This is a genomic window from Pseudomonas sp. FEN (assembly GCF_904067045.1).
Lineage (GTDB): Bacteria > Pseudomonadota > Gammaproteobacteria > Pseudomonadales > Pseudomonadaceae > Aquipseudomonas.
In genome coordinates, this window is sequence record NZ_CAJFDC010000017.1 from 1 (window position 1) to 18,486 (window position 18,486).

Sequence of the window (18,486 nt, forward strand, 5' to 3'; positions counted from 1 at the left end):
GGCCACCGGCCGGCTCGCCCAGATGGCGGGCGCCGAAGCTTTCGCCCAGGCCCAGGCCCATCGCGCGCTTGATCAGGAACGCGGCGCCGAGCTTCGAGCCTTCGGAGACGAAGAGCCAACCCAGGGCCTCGGCCTTGCTCGGGTTGTTCACGGCACCGGCCAGCGGCGCCGGTACTTCGGTGTCGAGGTCGGCGAGGTCGGCCTTGGCCGCTTCGGCGCGGCAGCGCTCGGGCAGGTCCGCGATGATGGCGATCAGTTCGGGGTCGTTGTACAGCGCCACCAGCTCCGACTGGAACAGGTACTGGGCCACCACGAAACGGGCGAAACCGGCTCGGGTTTCAAATGGCGCATGGGCTTTGACCAACTGGTCGAGCCTGGCATGTGGCGCGTGGGTGATCTGGTTCAGGCGTTGCGAGCGCAGGCTCGGCTGCTGGCGGTTGTCCGGAGTGCTCATGACCATGTCCTTGAGAATTAAGAGGCGCTGTGTGACTGGACGAATCAGAAGATGCGTGACAGTAAAAACACTCGTCCGGGCGCTGTGAAATCCGCCCGGGTGAGCGGTGGTTCGATCAGATGTCCCAGACCAGGTTGACCGAGAAATTGCGCCCCGGCGCGGTCAGGCGCTCGAGGTTGGCCGGGTTCAGCACACCGGCTTCGCCGACGCTGTCGTAGCCACGCACGTCATCCCAGTTTCCAGTACTGCTTGTCGGTCAGGTTGTAGAGGCCGGCGTTGACGGTGACATCCTGGCTGACCTTGTAGTAGCCGCTCAGGTCCAGCACGCCGTAGCTCGGGGTCTTGAACTGCTCGCCCTTGCCGTCGGGCGAGAGAAGTTGCTGCTGTCCACCAGCTTCTTGCGCTGCACCAGCGTCCAGCTCAACAGGCCGCCGTAGTTGTCCTGGTCGTAGCCCAGGCCCATGACGGCGGTCAATGGGTTGACGCTGTTGAGCGGTTGGCCGGTGTCGTTGTTGCGACCATGGGCATAGGCCAGGGAGCCCTTGCTGTAGAGGCCTGGTGGTGCGCCGAAGGTATCCAGGTCGAGGCGTCCCTTGAGTTCGCCGCCCTTGATGGTGGCGTGCTTGATGTTGTTGCTCTGGAAGGTCAACTCGCTGTAGCCGGGGGCGATGGCGTCCTCGTTGATGAAGTCGCGATACTGGTTGTAGAACAGCGTGAGGTCGAAGGTGCCGTGCTCGAACTTGCCGCGCACGCCGCTTAGTAGCTTTTGCTCTTTTCCGGTTGCAGGTTCGGGTTGGGCGCAACCTGATAGCCCGTGCTCAGGTTCTGGAAACGACCGTACAGGGCCTTGGCCGATGGGGTGCGGAAACCTTCGGCGTACTGCCCGTACCAGGTGTACTGGTCGCTCAGGGCGTAGGTCAGGCCGAACTTGGGCGAAATCCGATGCCAGGTCTTGTTGGCGTCGTCGACGGTGCCGCCACCGGCCGCGGCGATGGTGTTGAGGAACGCCTGGGTGATCCGCGGCTTGAGTTGGGTGTAGTCATAGCGCAGGCCCGGCAGGAAGGTCCAGCGGTTCCAGCCAATCTGGTCCTGGGCGAACAGGCTGTAGCTGTCGAGCGTCGGGTCCGGGAAGTCGCTGGACTTGACCAGACGGTCGGACGGGCTGTCGGCGCCCACGGCGGTACAACCCCGGCTCACGGCCAGGCAGGTAGCGGAACCGCTGCGTGAACCACTGACTTTCTGTTGCTTGAGCGTGGTGCCGTAGGTCAACAGGTGATCGGTCTCCCCGACATTGAAGGCTTTGTCGGCCTGGGCATCGAAGACCCACTGGTTTTCTTCGTAGACCGTGTCGCGGCGGCGCAGGACGTTACGGGTGAAGGGGAAATAGTTTTCCAGGGTGCTCTGGTCGGTTTTCGCGATCTGGTAGTTCAGGCTCAGCTTGAGGTGATCGGCCACGACACTGTCCAGACCGAAGCGGTTTTCGATGCCGAAACGTTCGCGGCCGATGGTGTCGTTGCCCGTGCGCGAGCGGTACATGCCCAGTGGCTGGCCGGCGTTGAACGGACCGCCCACGGCGCTGCGCTGGTTGGTATCGACATCGTCCTTGTAGCGCTCGTAGGTCAGGCCCAGGCGTGAGTCGTCGTTGTAGTTCCAACCCAGTTTGGCCAGCACGTTGGTGGTCCGGACCTGCTCCGGATTGGCCGCGGTGCGGTCCAGGCCGCTGCCGCCAGTGTCGCCATAGGACTCGGTCTGACGGCCGTTGCGTTGGCTCAGGTGCAGCAGGCCATCGACATCGCCCGTGCGTCCGGCGACGGTGGCCGAGCTCAGCCAACTGCTGTTGCCGAACTGTAGCCGCTCTTCAGGCGGGCGCCGATGTCCTGGCCCGGCTTGATGATGTCATCCGGGTCGAGGGTGTAATAGCTCACGGCGCCGCCGATGGCGTTGCTGCCGTAAAGCACAGACGCTGGACCACGGAGGATCTCCACGCGTTTGAACGATTTCCGGGTCGACGTAGTTGCGCTGGGTGCTGGCGTAAGGGCCATTGAAGAAACTGTCGGGAATCTCGACGCCATCGACCTGGGTCAGGATCCGGTCGCCGTCGATACCGCGAATGTTGTAGTGGTTGATGCCACCGCCGCGCTGGCCGGTGCCGCCCACCGAGACGCCGGGTTCGTCACGCACCAGTTCCTTGAGGGTATTGACGTTCTGGCGGTCGAGTTGCTGGCGGTCCTTCACCGTCACGGTGTTGGGCACCGAGCTGACGTCCTGCTCCTGGCGGGTGGCGCTGATGGTTAGCTGCTCCAGGTTCAGGGTGCTGCGCTGGCGCGTTTTTTCCAGGACGATGCTGTTGTCGCCGACTTTGCGGTAGCTCAGGTTGGTGCCGACCAGCAGGCGTTCCAAAGCTGTTTCCGGCGGCAGTGCTCCTGCACGCCGGGTGAGGCCACGGCCTGGCCGAGCTCGGCGGGCAAGCCGACCTGCCAGCCGGTGATCGCGGTGAAGGCATTGAGCGCCGACACCAGGGGTTGTTGCGCGATCGAGAAACGGTAGTTGCCCAGACTCCTGGCCGGTTGTTCGGCGCTACCGGCGGCCAGCACCGGCGTCGCTTGCGCGGCGGCCAACAGGATGGCGGCGAGCACGGACAGGCTGCATTGTTGCAGGCCGCCGGTGCGGGCCTTGAAGGTGAAACGAGTGGGCATCGATAGCGCTCCCGGGTGGACGAATCGTTATAGGTGCTTAGCGGTTCAAAATGAGAATCACTTGCATTGGATATAACGAGACGAATCACCGAGGGCTATCGCGTAAAAATAACTGTTCTCAGTTGAGAATCACCAGTGCCGGGTACTCCGAGACCTTGGCGGAGGTGATCTGGGCCAGGGCGCGGGACCACGTCCAGGGGCTTGTCCAGGCGGTAGTTGCCAGTAACGGCGACTTGGGCCAGGTGCTCGTTGTTGTTGATGATCCAGCCGGGGTAATAGCGGCGCAGTTCGGCCAGCACCTGGCTCATCGGGCAATTTTCGAACACCAGGCGGCCCTGGACCCAGGCCAGGTCCTTCTGCGCATCGAGCTTTTCCGGGCGCCCGAAGCCGTGGGGACCGACCCGTACACTGTTGCCGGCGGACAGGCGCAGGCGGGCGCTGTCGTCGAGGGTGCGCAGGTCGACAGCGCCGCGCTGGACCTGCACTTGCGCCTCACCGTCGAGGTAACGCACCGCGAAGCTGGTATCGCTGACGCTGGCGCGGACCGGTCCGGCATCGATTTCCAGCGGTAGCTCGCGTTCGGCGGCGACTTCGAAGAATGCCTCGCCCTTGTACAGCCGGGCCTGGTGTTGGCGTTCGTTGAAGCGGCTGGAGAATGCCGAGTTGGTGTTGAGCAGGACCTTCGAGCCATCCTCGAGTTGCAGGTGCTGGCGTTCGCCGGCCACGGTCAGGTGATCGGCCTGCAGGCGCAGGGGCAGGTTGCCGTGGATGCCGAGGGCGATCAGCAGCGCGGCGGCGCTGGCCAGGGGTTTTCCAGTGCGGGCGCAGGCGTCGCGACAGTGACGGGCGCCGCTGTTGTTGCAGGACCTGGGCGGCGGCGAACACTGGCTGCGCATTCCAGGCGTCGCTGGCGCGCGCATAGGCCTGGGCATGGCGCGGGTCGGCGGCGTACCAGGCTTCGAAGGCGGCCTGTTGTTCGGCGCTCGGGTACTCCATCAGGATCAGCCAGTCCAGTGCCTGATCCATGGCCGGGTCGTGGCGGCACCTGCCGGAGGCGGAAGGGCGCGGGTCTTGACTGTTTGTCACGGGTGTTCCTCGGCAACGGTTGCCACGGTTTGGTTCAACGGCCTTATGATTTTGAGCGATAGCGCTGGCTCTTGAGCTGACTGCCACGCGACCCGGGTCTGGAGCTTAAGGGCGATCCAATCGTTCGGCCACCTCGACACAGATCGCCATGATCAGTTTGAGCTCTTTTTGCACGGTGCTCAGGACACGTCGAGCTGTTCGGCGATCTCCTGGTAACCGCGCCCGTGGAGGCGACTGAGGAATGAAAATCCGTTGCTGGCGGGCACTCAACCGAGCGAGGCTGACGCTCAGGCGCTGGAGTATCTGCTCAGCGTGGGCGGCGTCTTCCGCCGTACTCAGGGGCGCGGCGACATTCTGCATCACAGCCAACGGCACATCGTCCATCAGGGTGCGCGACTGGATACGGCGCGCGCGCAGATGAATCCAGCGCCAGGTTGCGCGCGGTCTGGAACACGAAGGGTTCGAGGTGATCCACCGGGTGTTCGCTCAGGGCGCGGGTGACCCGCAGGTAGGTTTCCTGCAGCAGATCCTCGGCGGTGCTGGGGTTGTTGACCATGCGCTGCAAGGTCCGCAGCAGCGTGACACGCTGGGCGAGGAAGACAGTGTTGAAATGGGATTGACTCACGGAAGCACCGGACCGATGACAAGTAATGATAATGCTTATCATCTGTATTGTTGGTCAAGCCCTGATACGCTCCTTGTTCTTCCAGTGTTTGAGGCATCCGGCTGATCGGACCCGCAGCGACCTACTACTGAGCCGGCCTGCTGGCGATGGCGCCCTGATGGGCGATACAAGATCGACCAGTTGCTGGAATCCAAACGAAAACAAATAGGGTCGTTGCTCTTTTTGGATGCGTCACTGATAATGTTTCGCGAGGGCTCCTTAAAGAGCAGGGGTATTGAGCATCACGGCGACATTGGCTCAATACTGTGGATGTGCAAGGCTCGCCGGCCTTGTGGTAGCGGCAACCGGCAACAATGGTTGGCTTCCGACCCCTTTCTCGTGTCACACGGGGACGTGCTAAGCGAAGCGCTGCGACTACCAGCCCTCATTATTTTCTTGAAAAGGTGCTCATCTTAGAGCTCCTTTTTTGCTTTCAGAGTGCCGACTTTCGTTGCGTGAGGACTACGGTGTAGTTTGTAGGCGGTCACCACCGAGTAGAAGTTGTTTCCCTCTGTGTCCAACTGTGGCGAAAGAATCACACATCCCTTTGCACTCTTCAGAAGGGTCAGGCGATAACCGTCTGCGGTGAGGTGAAACTCACATAGGATCTGTGCGCCCGGCGAACAGATGGTCGCTACATACATTGCAACATCGTGAATGCTCTTGCATCCCCACTTGGGAAGCTCGTGCCCGTGGCCTTGCCAGATATGATTGACTCCGAAGCCTTTGTTTACACCGACATGTTTACCCACCCTGAGATAGATTTCGCCCGCCGGTAACGTGAGGTTTCGACTGCTATAGCCTGGAATCAAGCCATAGCTTGGAAGGCCCGTCACGGGATGCGGTATGAAGTCATCTTCGTGCAAATTACAGTAATCGTGTAGGGGCTTGGGTGGTGAGGTCTGTGACAAGGAAGAGCATCCTTTGCGTTGTACTCCTGATTATGCACAAGCAAATAGGTGTTCAGACTGTTTGAAGTTTTAAGCAATAAAATTTTCGTATTGCGATGTGCTTGTTCAATATTCAGTCTGATATTGCGGTATTTGATTGGGGTAAAGAATTTTGCAGATTTTAAGTCGTTGTTTTTAGATGAATGTGTAGGCTGTTTCTTATTTATATGCTCAATTCATCAATATTTTGCTAGTAGATGAAGCGGTTTGCAAAAAAATCTCATATTTCCTACATGTTTCAGGTGTGGGAGAATATTGCGTGCGCGAAAGGTGAACGCTAGAGTCTGGTTGTCGCTGCAAATTCAGCGATACGGGTTTTGCAGCCCGGAATAGCAAAGGCGTACAGCGCCGCGAAAGCGGTTTTTGTGCTCGCTTCATGGTGAGCTGTGCGCAGGAGGCTTCGGCCTGCCGGTTCCTTTGCTCCGGTCTGCAAACCTGTGTACGGCTCGCCACCTTTCGTTTTGCAGCGTGGTGACGAGTTCCTTATCTAGCAAAGGAGCTTTACCATGACCAGAAGATCACCCCCGATCCGCCGACCGTTCGCAATGCCTCAGTACGGCGGACAAAGAGATGTACCTGCGTAAATTCTCTGACGAATCTTCAAGCGAGGTTGCGCCGGTCCCGGCAAATACGGCTCGTTTGCTCGATACCCTCGCGCTCACCTGCTCCAAACCCATCATCCCCGTAGCCCCGCACAAGCCCACACTATTTGCCATTCAACCGGGCATCAGTGCCAGGATGCGTTGACCTACGTTTCGAATCTGCTCGAAACAGCGGAGCTCAATGGCGATGAAATCAGCTTGCATACCAATCCCGTCGAACGGGCGTTGTTCTGGGGCATGTTGCATTCGGTGGAAGTGGCGCGCGCGGTGGTGGATGCGTTGTTGGAGGGGGCGTGCTTACCTGATCCGCTTCACCGTCGTTGGACAGCCAATAAGCAAAAACGAAAAAACCGCCCAAAGCGCAATGCAGTCCACCCAAAAATGTAGTTCACCTAATAAAGGGAGGTGAACACAGTACCTGTGGGAGCAGAGCTTGCTCGCGAAAGGGCCCTTGAAGTCGTTAAAAAGCTTCGCGGGCAAGCTCCGCTCCCACAAGGTAAGGGTGGGCTTCTAATACCGTGTTTTCTTAGTGAACGACGTTGTGTCAAAGGCGGGCTTTCAAACCTTCGTATATCCCTCGGCGAAATCAATGCTTAAAGCATTTGAGCCCTGTCCGGGTGGCTAATGGAGCAAATCCTATGGATAAGCAAAGGACTCGTCAACGGTAGAGAGCGCTGACGCAGCGATAACGGTGTCACGTTCACCATCGCTATCGCCAGCGAGCTGGCTCCTACAAAATCGGTGTTTCACCACGAGATTTTGTCGAGCCTGCCCCGGCGTCCCGGCAAGCCAGGTTCCGCGAGGGATCGTGCTCAACCTGCCTGATCGGCGTTAACGCCGTGCCGCCAGATACGCCTCATAATCCGGCACCCGATACTCATGCGCCTGTTCCATCAACGGGCTGCTGAGCAGGTAATCGGCGCTGCACTCGTTGCAGGCCACGGGAATGTTCCACACCGCCGCGACCCGCAGCAACGCCTTGATATCCGGGTCGTGGGGCTGCGGTTCGAACGGGTCCCAGAAGAAAATCAGCATGTCCACCCGCTGCTCGGCAATACGCGCGCCCAACTGCTGGTCGCCGCCAATGGGCCGCTGATCATACTCTCCACCGGCAGCCCCAGACGCTTGTTCAACAACAAACCGGTTGTGCCGGTGGCCACCAGTTCATGCTGAGCCAGACGCTCTTTCTGGCGCTCGGCCCAGTCCAGCAGAAACACTTTGCAATGGTCGTGGGCGACCAGGGCGATACGCTTGCGCGCCGCCATGGTGGTATGGGTAAAGCTGATCCCTATCATCGGTTCCTGCTGCACGCCTGTTCCTCGTTCCACGGTTATTCGGCGTTGCACAGCGCCAGGCAGTTATCCAGCATGCGGTTGGAGAAGCCCCACTCGTTGTCGTACCAGGCCAGGACCTTGAGCAGCTTGCCGCTGGCCTTGGTGTGGTTGGCGTCGAAGATCGACGACAGCGGGTTGTGGTTGAAAATCGCTGGAAACCAGGGGCAGGGTGTTGTAACCGAGGATCTTCGAATGCTGGCTGGCTTCCTTGAGCAGGGCGTTGACCTCGTCGGCGCTGGCCTCGCGCTTGAGCTGCACGGTCAGGTCCACCAGGGACACGTTGATCACCGGCACGCGCACGGCCATGCCGGTCAGCTTGCCCGCCAGTTCCGCAGCACCAGGCCGACGGCTTCGGCGGCGCCGGTCTTGCTCGGGATCATGTTCTGGGTCGCCGAGCGCGCGCGGTACGGGTCGGTGTGGTAGACGTCGGTCAGGTTCTGGTCGTTGGTGTAGGCGTGGATGGTGGTCATCAGGCCACTTTCGATGCCCAGCTCGCGGTGCAGCACCTGGGCCACCGGGGCCAGGCAGTTGGTGGTGCACGACGCGTTGGAAATGATCTGGTGCGACTGGCGCAGGATGTCATGGTTGACCCCGTACACCACGGTGGCATCGGCGCCTTTGGCCGGTGCCGAGATAATCACTTTGCGGGCCCCGGCGCTCAGGTGCGCGGCGGCCTTGGCGCGGTCGGTGAACAGGCCGGTGCACTCGAAAACCACGTCGATCTTCTCGGCGGCCCACGGCAGTTCGGCCGGGTTGCGGATCGCGCTGACGGCAATCCGGTCGCCGTTGACGGTCAGGCTTTCGTTGTCATGCTCTACGCTGGCATCAAAGGTGCCGTGAACCGTGTCGTACTTGAGCAGGTGGGCATTGATGGCGCTGTCGCCCAGGTCGTTGATGGCGACGACCTGCAGGTCCTGAACGGTAACCTTGGGTATAGAGTGCGCGCAGGACGTTGCGGCCGATGCGGCCAAAACCGTTGATTGCGATTCGTAGAGTCATTTAGGGAAGCGCCTTCCATAGATTTGTTGTTGGAATTACAAGATTATTCGCATAAAAATAGAAAACAAGCCTTTTTAGTGGCAATATTTTGTTTTATCTACAACGAGTGACCTGAGTCAACGGGTCCGGATGATTGCAAAGCCCCGTCGTATGAGGCTTTCGGTCAGCTAGGAACCACAGGTCGCCACATCCGTTAGCCTGGAGTTCTACACATGCATCCCCGCGTTCTAGAGGTCACCGAACGGCTTGTCGCCCGCAGCCGCGCTACTCGCCAGGCGTATCTGGCACTGATTCATGGCGCCGCCAGCGATGGCCCGATGCGCGGCAAGCTGCAATGCGCGAACTTTGCCCACGGCGTGGCCGGGTGTGGCAGCGACGACAAGCAGAACCTGCGTCTGATGAACGCCGCCAACGTGGCGATCGTTTCCTCCTATAACGACATGCTTTCCGCGCACCAGCCTTACGAAAACTATCCGCAACAGATCAAGCATGCCCTGCGCGAAATCGGCTCGGTCGGCCAGTTCGCTGGCGGTGTACCGGCCATGTGCGATGGCGTGACCCAGGGCGAGCCGGGCATGGAGCTGGGTATCGCCAGTCGCGAAGTGATCGCGATGTCCACCGCCGTGGCGCTGTCGCACAACATGTTCGATGCGGCGATGATGCTCGGCATCTGTGACAAGATCGTGCCCGGCCTGTTGATGGGCGCCTTGCGCTTCGGTCACCTGCCAACCATCTTCGTGCCCGGCGGGCCGATGGTCTCGGGGATTTCCAACAAGGAAAAGGCCGATGTGCGCCAGCGCTATGCCGAAGGCAAGGCCAGCCGCGAGGAGCTGCTGGAATCGGAGATGAAGTCCTACCACAGCCCGGCACCTGCACCTTCTACGGCACCGCCAACACCAACCAGTTGCTGATGGAAGTCATGGGCCTGCACTTGCCGGGCTCGTCTTCGTCAACCCCAATACCCCGCTGCGCGATGCCCTGACCCGCGAAGCGGCGCACCAGATCACCCGCCTGACCAAACAGAGCGGCAGCTTCATGCCCCTGGGTGAGATTGTAGACGAGCGTTCGCTGGTCAACTCGATCGTCGCGCTGCACGCCACCGGCGGTTCCACCAACCACACCCTGCACATGCGGCGATCGCCCAGGCGGCCGGTATCCAGCTGACCTGGCAGGACATGGCCGACCTTTCCGAGGTGGTGCCGACCCTGTCCCACGTCTATCCGAACGGCAAGGCCGATATCAACCACTTCCAGGCGGCGGGCGGCATGGCCTTCCTGATCCGCGAACTGCTGGAAGCCGGCTTGTTGCACGAAGAGGTCAACACCGTGGCCGGCTTCGGCCTCAGCCGCTACACCCAGGAGCCGTTCCTGCAGAACGGCGAACTGGTCTGGCGCGACGGCCCGATCGAAAGCCTCGATGAAAACATCCTGCGCCCGGTGGCCCGTGCCTTCTCCCCTGAGGGCGGCCCTGCGGGTGATGGAAGGCAACCTCGGGCGTGGCGTGATGAAAGTTTCCGCCGTGGCAGTGGAACACCAGATCGTCGAAGCCCCGGCGGTGGTGTTCCAGGACCAGCAGGACCTGGCCGACGCGTTCAAGGCCGGCTTGCTGGAGAAGGATTTCGTCGCGGTGATGCGCTTCCAGGGGCCGCGCTCCAACGGTATGCCTGAACTGCACAATGACCGTTCCTCGCGTCTGCAGGACCGTGGCCAGGTCAGCAGCCGGGCAGACGGGGTCGTCGGGTGCAGTTCGGGCATACCGTTGGAGCGCGGCCCCTGGAAGCGCATCACCGCGGACGAAATCCTTCTCCAGCAAGCCGGCCTTGAACGCGTCGGCCAGGTCCTGCTGGTCCTGGAACACCACCGCCGGGGCTTCGACGATCTGGTGTTCCACTGCCACGGCGGAAACTTTCATTCACGCCACGCCCGAGGTTTGCCTTCCATCACCCGCAGGCCGCCCTCAGGGGAGAAGGCACGGGCCACCGGGCGCAGGATGTTTTTCATCGAGGCTTTCGATCGGGCCGTCGCGCCAGACCAGTTTCGCCGTTCTGCAGGAACGGCTCCTGGGTGTAGCGGCTGAGGCCGAAAGCCGGCCACGGTGTTGACCTCTTCGTGCAACAAGCCGGCTTCCAGCAGTTCGCGGATCAGGAAGGCCATGCCGCCCGCCGCCTGGAAGTGGTTGATATCGGCCTTGCCGTTCGGATAGACGTGGGACAGGGTCGGCACCACCTCGGAAAGGTCGGCCATGTCCTGCCAGGTCAGCTGGATACCGGCCGCCTGGGCGATCGCCGGCATGTGCAGGGTGTGGTTGGTGGAACCGCCGGTGGCGTGCAGCGCGACGATCGAGTTGACCAGCGAACGCTCGTCTACAATCTCACCCAGGGGCATGAAGCTGCCGCTCTGTTTGGTCAGGCGGGTGATCTGGTGCGCCGCTTCGCGGGTCAGGGCATCGCGCAGCGGGGTATTGGGGTTGACGAAGGACGAGCCCGGCAAGTGCAGGCCCATGACTTCCATCAGCAACTGGTTGGTGTTGGCGGTGCCGTAGAAGGTGCAGGTGCCGGGGGCTGTGGTAGGACTTCATCTCCGATTCCAGCAGCTCCTCGCGGCTGGCCTTGCCTTCGGCATAGCGCTGGCGCACATCGGCCTTTTCCTTGTTGGAAATCCCGAGACCATCGGCCCGCCGGGCACGAAGATGGTTGGCAGGTGACCGAAGCGCAAGGCGCCCATCAACAGGCCGGGCACGATCTTGTCACAGATGCCGAGCATCATCGCCGCATCGAACATGTTGTGCGACAGCGCCACGGCGGTGGACATCGCGATCACTTCGCGACTGGCGATACCCAGCTCCATGCCCGGCTCGCCCTGGGTCACGCCATCGCACATGGCCGGTACACCGCCAGCGAACTGGCCGACCGAGCCGATTTCGCGCAGGGCATGCTTGATCTGTTGCGGATAGTTTTCGTAAGGCTGGTGCGCGGAAAGCATGTCGTTATAGGAGGAAACGATCGCCACGTTGGCGGCGTTCATCAGACGCAGGTTCTGCTTGTCGTCGCTGCCACACCCGGCCACGCCGTGGGCAAAGTTCGCGCATTGCAGCTTGCCGCGCATCGGGCCATCGCTGGCGGCGCCATGAATCAGTGCCAGATACGCCTGGCGAGTAGCGCGGCTGCGGGCGACAAGCCGTTCGGTGACCTCTAGAACGCGGGGATGCATGTGTAGAACTCCAGGCTAACGGATGTGGCGACCTGTGGTTCCTAGCTGACCGAAAGCCTCATACGACGGGGCTTTGCAATCATCCGGACCCGTTGACTCAGGTCACTCGTTGTAGATAAAACAAAATATTGCCACTAAAAAGGCTTGTTTTCTATTTTTATGCGAATAATCTTGTAATTCCAACAACAAATCTATGGAAGGCGCTTCCCTAAATGACTCTACGAATCGCAATCAACGGTTTTGGCCGCATCGGCCGCAACGTCCTGCGCGCACTCTATACCCAAGGTTACCGTCAGGACCTGCAGGTCGTCGCCATCAACGACCTGGGCGACAGCGCCATCAATGCCCACCTGCTCAAGTACGACACGGTTCACGGCACCTTTGATGCCAGCGTAGAGCATGACAACGAAAGCCTGACCGTCAACGGCGACCGGATTGCCGTCAGCGCGATCCGCAACCCGGCCGAACTGCCGTGGGCCGCCGAGAAGATCGACGTGGTTTTCGAGTGCACCGGCCTGTTCACCGACCGCGCCAAGGCCGCCGCGCACCTGAGCGCCGGGGCCCGCAAAGTGATTATCTCGGCACCGGCCAAAGGCGCCGATGCCACCGTGGTGTACGGGGTCAACCATGACATCCTGCGCCAGTCGCACCAGATCATTTCAACGCGTCGTGCACCACCAACTGCCTGGCCCCGGTGGCCCAGGTGCTGCACCGCGAGCTGGGCATCGAAAGTGGCCTGATGACCACCATCCACGCCTACACCAACGACCAGAACCTGACCGACGTCTACCACACCGACCCGTACCGCGCGCGCTCGGCGACCCAGAACATGATCCCGAGCAAGACCGGCGCCGCCGAAGCCGTCGGCCTGGTGCTGCCGGAACTGGCGGGCAAGCTGACCGGCATGGCCGTGCGCGTGCCGGTGATCAACGTGTCCCTGGTGGACCTGACCGTGCAGCTCAAGCGCGAGGCCAGCGCCGACGAGGTCAACGCCCTGCTCAAGGAAGCCAGCCAGCATTCGAAGATCCTCGGTTACAACACCCTGCCCCTGGTTTCCAGCGATTTCAACCACAACCCGCTGTCGTCGATCTTCGACGCCAACCACACCAAGGCCAGCGGCAAGCTGCTCAAGGTCCTGGCCTGGTACGACAACGAGTGGGGCTTCTCCAACCGCATGCTGGATAACTGCCTGCGCTGTGCAACGCCGAATAACCGTGGAACGAGGAACAGGCGTGCAGCAGGAACCGATGATAGGGATCAGCTTTACCCATACCACCATGGCGGCGCGCAAGCGTATCGCCCTGGTCGCCCACGACCATTGCAAAGTGTTTCTGCTGGACTGGGCCGAGCGCCAGAAAGAGCGTCTGGCTCAGCATGAACTGGTGGCCACCGGCACAACCGGTTTGTTGTTGAACAAGCGTCTGGGGCTGCCGGTGGAGAGTATGATCAGCGGCCCATTGGGCGGCGACCAGCAGTTGGGCGCGCGTATTGCCGAGCAGCGGGTGGACATGCTGATTTTCTTCTGGGACCCGTTCGAACCGCAGCCCCACGACCCGGATATCAAGGCGTTGCTGCGGGTCGCGGCGGTGTGGAACATTCCGTGGCCTGCAACGAGTGCAGCGCCGATTACCTGCTCAGCAGCCCGTTGATGGAACAGGCGCATGAGTATCGGGTGCCGGATTATGAGGCGTATCTGGCGGCACGGCGTTAACGCCGATCAGGCAGGTTGAGCACGATCCCTCGGGAACCTGGCTTGCCGGGACGCCGGGGCAGGCTCGACAAAATCTCGTGGTGAAACACCGATTTTGTAGGAGCCAGCTCGCTGGCGATAGCGATGGTGAACGTGACACCGTTATCGCTGCGTCAGCGCTCTCTAACCGTTGACGAGTCCTTTGCTTATCCATAGGATTTGCTCCATTAGCCACCCGGACAGGGCTCAAATGCTTTAAGCATTGATTTCGCCGAGGGATATACGAAGGTTTTGAAAGCCCGCCTTTGACACAACGTCGTTCACTTAAGAAAACACGGTATTAGAAGCCCACCCTTACCTTGTGGGAGCGGAGCTTGCCCGCGAAGCTTTTAACGACTTCAAGGGCCCTTTCGCGAGCAAGCTCTGCTCCCACAGGTACTGTGTTCACCTCCCTTTATTAGGTGAACTACATTTTGGGTGGACTGCATTGCGCTTTGGGCGGTTTTTTCGTTTTTGCTTATTGGCTGTCCAACGACGGTGAAGCGGGATCAGGTAAGCACGCCCCCTCCAACAACGCATCCACCACCGCGCGCGCCACTTCCACCGAATGCAACATGCCCCAGAACAACGCCCGTTCGACGGGATTGGTATGCAAGCTGATTTCATCGCCATTGAGCTCCGCTGTTTCGAGCAGATTCGAAACGTAGGTCAACGCATCCTGGGCACTGATGCCCGGTTGAATGGCAAATAGTGTGGGCTTGTGCGGGGCTACGGGGATGATGGGTTTGGAGCAGGTGAGCGCGAGGGTATCGAGCAAACGAGCCGTATTTGCCGGGACCGGCGCAACCTCGCTTGAAGATTCGTCAGAGAATTTACGCAGGTACATCTCTTTGTCCGCCGTACTGGAGGCATTGCGAACGGTCGGCGGATCGGGGGTGATCTTCTTGGTCATGGTAAAGCTCCTTTGCTAGATAAGGAACTCGTCACCCACGCTGCAAAACGAAAGGTGGCGAGCCGTACACAGGTTTGCAGACCGGAGCAAAGGAACCGGCAGGCCGAAGCCTCCTGCGCACAGCTCACCATGAAGCGAGCACAAAACCGCTTTCGCGGCGCTGTACGCCTTTGCTATTCCGGGCTGCAAAACCCGTATCGCTGAATTTGCAGCGACAACCAGACTCTAGCGTTCACCTTTCGCGCACGCAATATTCTCCCACACCTGAAACATGTAGGAAATATGAGATTTTTTTGCAAACCGCTTCATCTACTAGCAAAATATTGATGAATTGAGCATATAAATAAGAAACAGCCTACACATTCATCTAAAAACAACGACTTAAAATCTGCAAAATTCTTTACCCCAATCAAATACCGCAATATCAGACTGAATATTGAACAAGCACATCGCAATACGAAAATTTTATTGCTTAAAACTTCAAACAGTCTGAACACCTATTTGCTTGTGCATAATCAGGAGTACAACGCAAAGGATGCTCTTCCTTGTCACAGACCTCACCACCCAAGCCCCTACACGATTACTGTAATTTGCACGAAGATGACTTCATACCGCATCCCGTGACGGGCCTTCCAAGCTATGGCTTGATTCCAGGCTATAGCAGTCGAAACCTCACGTTACCGGCGGCGAAATCTATCTCAGGGTGGGTAAACATGTCGGTGTAAACAAAGGCTTCGGAGTCAATCATATCTGGCAAGGCCACGGGCACGAGCTTCCCAAGTGGGGATGCAAGAGCATTCACGATGTTGCAATGTATGTAGCGACCATCTGTTCGCCGGGCGCACAGATCCTATGTGAGTTTCACCTCACCGCAGACGGTTATCGCCTGACCCTTCTGAAGAGTGCAAAGGGATGTGTGATTCTTTCGCCACAGTTGGACACAGAGGGAAACAACTTCTACTCGTGGTGACCGCCTACAAACTACACCGTAGTCCTCACGCAACGAAAGTCGGCACTCTGAAAGCAAAAAAGGAGCTCTAAGATGAGCACCTTTTCAAGAAAATAATGAGGGCTGGTAGTCGCAGCGCTTCGCTTAGCACGTCCCCGTGTGACCACGAGAAAGGGGTCGGAAGCCAACCATTGTTGCCGGTTGCCGCTACCACAAGGCCGCGAGCCTTGCACATCCACAGTATTGAGCCAATGTCGCCGTGATGCTCAATACCCCTGCTCTTTAAGGAGCCCTCGCGAAACATTATCAGTGACGCATCCAAAAAGAGCAACGACCCTATTTGTTTCGTTTGGATTCCAGCAACTGGTCGATCTTGTATCGCCCATCAGGGCGCCATCGCCAGCAGGCCGGCTCAGTAGTAGGTCGCTGCGGGTCCGATCAGCCGGATGCCTCAAACACTGGAAGAACAAGGAGCGTATCAGGGCTTGACCAACAATACAGATGATAAGCATTATCATTAACTTGTCATCGGTCCGGTGCTTCCGTGAGTCAATCCCATTTCAACACTGTCTTCCTCGCCCAGCGTGTCACGCTGCTGCGGACCTTGCAGCGCATGGTCAACAACCCAGCACCGCCGAGGATCTGCTGCAGGAAACCTACCTGCGGGTCACCCGCGCCCTGAGCGAACACCCGGTGGATCACCTCGAACCCTTCGTGTTCCAGACCGCGCGCAACCTGGCGCTGGATCATCTGCGCGCGCGCCGTATCCAGTCGCGCACCCTGATGGACGATGTGCCGTTGGCTGTGATGCAGAATGTCGCCGCGCCCCTGAGTACGGCGGAAGACGCCGCCCACGCTGAGCAGATACTCCAGCGCCTGAGCGTCAGCCTCGCTCGGTTGAGTGCCCGCCAGCAACGGATTTTCATCCTCAGTCGCCTCCACGGGCGCGGTTACCAGGAGATCGCGAACAGCTCGACGTGTCCCTGAGCACCGTGCAAAAAGAGCTCAAACTGATCATGGCGATCTGTGTCGAGGTGGCCGAACGATTGGATCGCCCTTAAGCTCCAGACCCGGGTCGCGTGGCAGTCAGCTCAAGAGCCAGCGCTATCGCTCAAAATCATAAGGCCGTTGAACCAAACCGTGGCAACCGTTGCCGAGGAACACCCGTGACAAACAGTCAGACCCGCGCCCTTCCGCCTCCGGGCAGGTGCCGCACGACCCGGCCATGGATCAGGCACTGGACTGGCTGATCCTGATGGAGTACCCGAGCGCCGAACAACAGGCCGCCTTCGAAGCCTGGTACGCCGCCGACCCGCGCCATGCCCAGGCCTATGCGCGCGCCAGCGACGCCTGGAATGCGCAGCCAGTGTTCGCCGCCGCCCAGGTCCTGCAACAACAGCGGCGCCCGTCACTGTCGCGACGCCTGCGCCCGCACTGGAAACCCCTGGCCAGCGCCGCCGCGCTGCTGATCGCCCTCGCATCCACGGCAACCTGCCCCTGCGCCTGCAGGCCGATCACCTGACCGTGGCCGGCGAACGCCAGCACCTGCAACTCGAGGATGGCTCGAAGGTCCTGCTCAACACCAACTCGGCATTCTCCAGCCGCTTCAACGAACGCCAACACCAGGCCCGGCTGTACAAGGGCGAGGCATTCTTCGAAGTCGCCGCCGAACGCGAGCTACCGCTGGAAATCGATGCCGGACCGGTCCGCGCCAGCGTCAGCGATACCAGCTTCGCGGTGCGTTTACCTCGACGGTGAGGCGCAAGTGCAGGTCCAGCGCGGCGCTGTCGACCTGCGCACCCTCGACGACAGCGCCCGCCTGCGCCTGTCCGCCGGCAACAGTGTACGGGTCGGTCCCCACGGCTTCGGGCGCCCGGAAAAAGCTCGATGCGCAGAAGGACTGGCCTGGGTCCAGGGCCGCCTGGTGTTCGAAAATTGCCCGATGAGCCAGGTGCTGGCCGAACTGCGCCGCTATTACCCGGCTGGATCATCAACAACAACGAGCACCTGGCCCAAGTCGCCGTTACTGGCAACTACCGCCTGGACAAGCCCCTGGACGTGGTCCGCGCCCTGGCCCAGATCACCTCCGCCAAGGTCTCGGAGTACCCGGCACTGGTGATTCTCAACTGAGAACAGTTATTTTTACGCGATAGCCCTCGGTGATTCGTCTCGTTATATCCAATTGCAAGTGATTCTCATTTTGAACCGCTAAGCACCTATAACGATTCGTCCACCCGGGAGCGCTATCGATGCCCACTCGTTTCACCTTCAAGGCCCGCACCGGCGGCCTGCAACAATGCAGCCTGTCCGTGCTCGCCGCCATCCTGTTGGCCGCCGCGCAAGCGACGCCGGTGCTGGCCGCCGGTAGCGCCGAACAACCGGCCAGGAGTCTGGGCAACTACCGTTTCTCGGATCGCGCAACAACCCCTGGTGTCGGCGCTCAATGCCTTCACCGCGATCACCGGCTGGCAGGTCGGCTTGCCCGCCGAGCTCGGCCAGGCCGTGGCCTCACCCGGCGTGCAGGAGCACTGCCGCCGGAAACAGCTTTGAACGCCTGCTGGTCGGCACCAACCTGAGCTACCGCAAAGTCGGCGACAACAGCATCGTCCTGGAAAAACGCGCCAGCGGCAGCACCCTGAACCTGGAGCAGCTAACCATCAGCGCCACCCGCCAGGAGCAGGACGTCAGCTCGGTGCCCAACACCGTGACGGTGAGGACCGCCAGCAACTCGACCGCCAGAACGTCAATACCTCAAGGAACTGGTGCGTGACGAACCCGGCGTCTCGGTGGGCGGCACCGGCCAGCGCGGCGGTGGCATCAACCACTACAACATTCGCGGTATCGACGGCGACCGGATCCTGACCCAGGTCGATGGCGTCGAGATTCCCGACAGTTTCTTCA

General features: G+C 60.2%; 4 protein-coding genes and 13 pseudogenes. 8 read left to right on the plus strand and 9 right to left on the minus strand.

All coding sequences use genetic code 11. From position 1 onward, the window contains the following. From PFEN_RS20000 to PFEN_RS20020, 5 genes and pseudogenes are all read right to left on the minus strand, one after another. Positions 1 to 454 (minus strand): biliverdin-producing heme oxygenase (locus PFEN_RS20000; protein WP_191488541.1); only part of this gene is annotated, 454 nt, incomplete at its 3' end. Positions 455 to 569: 115 nt separating this feature from the next. Beyond that, positions 570 to 3,150: pseudogene (locus tag PFEN_RS20005) on the minus strand (TonB-dependent receptor). Positions 3,151 to 3,268: 118 nt separating this feature from the next. After that, positions 3,269 to 4,236, minus strand: a pseudogene (locus PFEN_RS20010) (FecR family protein). 105 nt (positions 4,237 to 4,341) lie between these two features. Further along, a pseudogene (locus tag PFEN_RS20015) lies at positions 4,342 to 4,861 on the minus strand (RNA polymerase sigma factor). 452 nt (positions 4,862 to 5,313) lie between these two features. Beyond that, positions 5,314 to 5,766, minus strand: a complete 453-nt coding sequence (locus tag PFEN_RS20020; protein ID WP_224770957.1) for a hypothetical protein — start codon at positions 5,764 to 5,766, stop codon at positions 5,314 to 5,316. An 827-nt stretch (positions 5,767 to 6,593) separates the two neighbouring features. Between PFEN_RS20020 and PFEN_RS31210 the strand changes: the two genes are divergently transcribed. Beyond that, positions 6,594 to 6,839, plus strand: a complete 246-nt coding sequence (locus tag PFEN_RS31210; RefSeq protein ID WP_318192850.1) for a hypothetical protein — start codon at positions 6,594 to 6,596, stop codon at positions 6,837 to 6,839. Positions 6,840 to 7,283: 444 nt separating this feature from the next. On the opposite strand, the pseudogene PFEN_RS20030 reads toward PFEN_RS31210, so the two are convergent. Next, a pseudogene (locus PFEN_RS20030) lies at positions 7,284 to 7,747 on the minus strand (methylglyoxal synthase). A gap of 35 nt (positions 7,748 to 7,782) precedes the next feature. Continuing rightward, a pseudogene (gene gap / locus PFEN_RS20035) lies at positions 7,783 to 8,785 on the minus strand (type I glyceraldehyde-3-phosphate dehydrogenase). A gap of 440 nt (positions 8,786 to 9,225) precedes the next feature. On the opposite strand from gap (PFEN_RS20035), the pseudogene PFEN_RS30720 reads away from it, so the two are divergent. Together PFEN_RS30720 and PFEN_RS31080 are read left to right on the plus strand one after the other, a co-directional pair. Further along, a pseudogene (locus PFEN_RS30720) lies at positions 9,226 to 10,179 on the plus strand (dihydroxy-acid dehydratase); the annotation flags it as partial. A gap of 109 nt (positions 10,180 to 10,288) precedes the next feature. Beyond that, positions 10,289 to 10,426 (plus strand): annotated as a pseudogene (locus PFEN_RS31080) (hypothetical protein); the annotation flags it as partial. Positions 10,427 to 10,692: 266 nt separating this feature from the next. Here the strand turns inward: PFEN_RS31080 and PFEN_RS20050 are convergent. Then, positions 10,693 to 11,994, minus strand: a pseudogene (locus tag PFEN_RS20050) (dihydroxy-acid dehydratase). A 212-nt stretch (positions 11,995 to 12,206) separates the two neighbouring features. On the opposite strand from PFEN_RS20050, the pseudogene gap (PFEN_RS20055) reads away from it, so the two are divergent. Continuing rightward, positions 12,207 to 13,195: pseudogene (gap, locus tag PFEN_RS20055) on the plus strand (type I glyceraldehyde-3-phosphate dehydrogenase); the annotation flags it as partial. A gap of 46 nt (positions 13,196 to 13,241) precedes the next feature. Then, a pseudogene (locus tag PFEN_RS20060) lies at positions 13,242 to 13,705 on the plus strand (methylglyoxal synthase). Between the two features lie 496 nt (positions 13,706 to 14,201). On the opposite strand, the gene PFEN_RS20065 reads toward PFEN_RS20060, so the two are convergent. Then, positions 14,202 to 14,636, minus strand: coding sequence for a hypothetical protein (locus PFEN_RS20065; protein ID WP_191487337.1), 435 nt, complete (start codon positions 14,634 to 14,636; stop codon positions 14,202 to 14,204). Positions 14,637 to 16,129: 1,493 nt separating this feature from the next. Between PFEN_RS20065 and PFEN_RS20070 the strand changes: the two are divergent. From PFEN_RS20070 to PFEN_RS31215, 3 pseudogenes are all read left to right on the plus strand, one after another. Continuing rightward, positions 16,130 to 16,646, plus strand: a pseudogene (locus PFEN_RS20070) (RNA polymerase sigma factor). 164 nt (positions 16,647 to 16,810) lie between these two features. Then, positions 16,811 to 17,715 (plus strand): annotated as a pseudogene (locus PFEN_RS20075) (FecR family protein). Positions 17,716 to 17,834: 119 nt separating this feature from the next. Continuing rightward, positions 17,835 to 18,486 (plus strand): annotated as a pseudogene (locus tag PFEN_RS31215) (TonB-dependent receptor plug domain-containing protein); the annotation flags it as partial.

What these genes read in the sequence shown, in the direction of transcription:
- PFEN_RS20065 (WP_191487337.1), bottom strand. Translation starts at nt 14,636, where the DNA reads ATGACCAAGAAGATCACCCCCGATCCGCCGACCGTTCGCAATGCCTCC.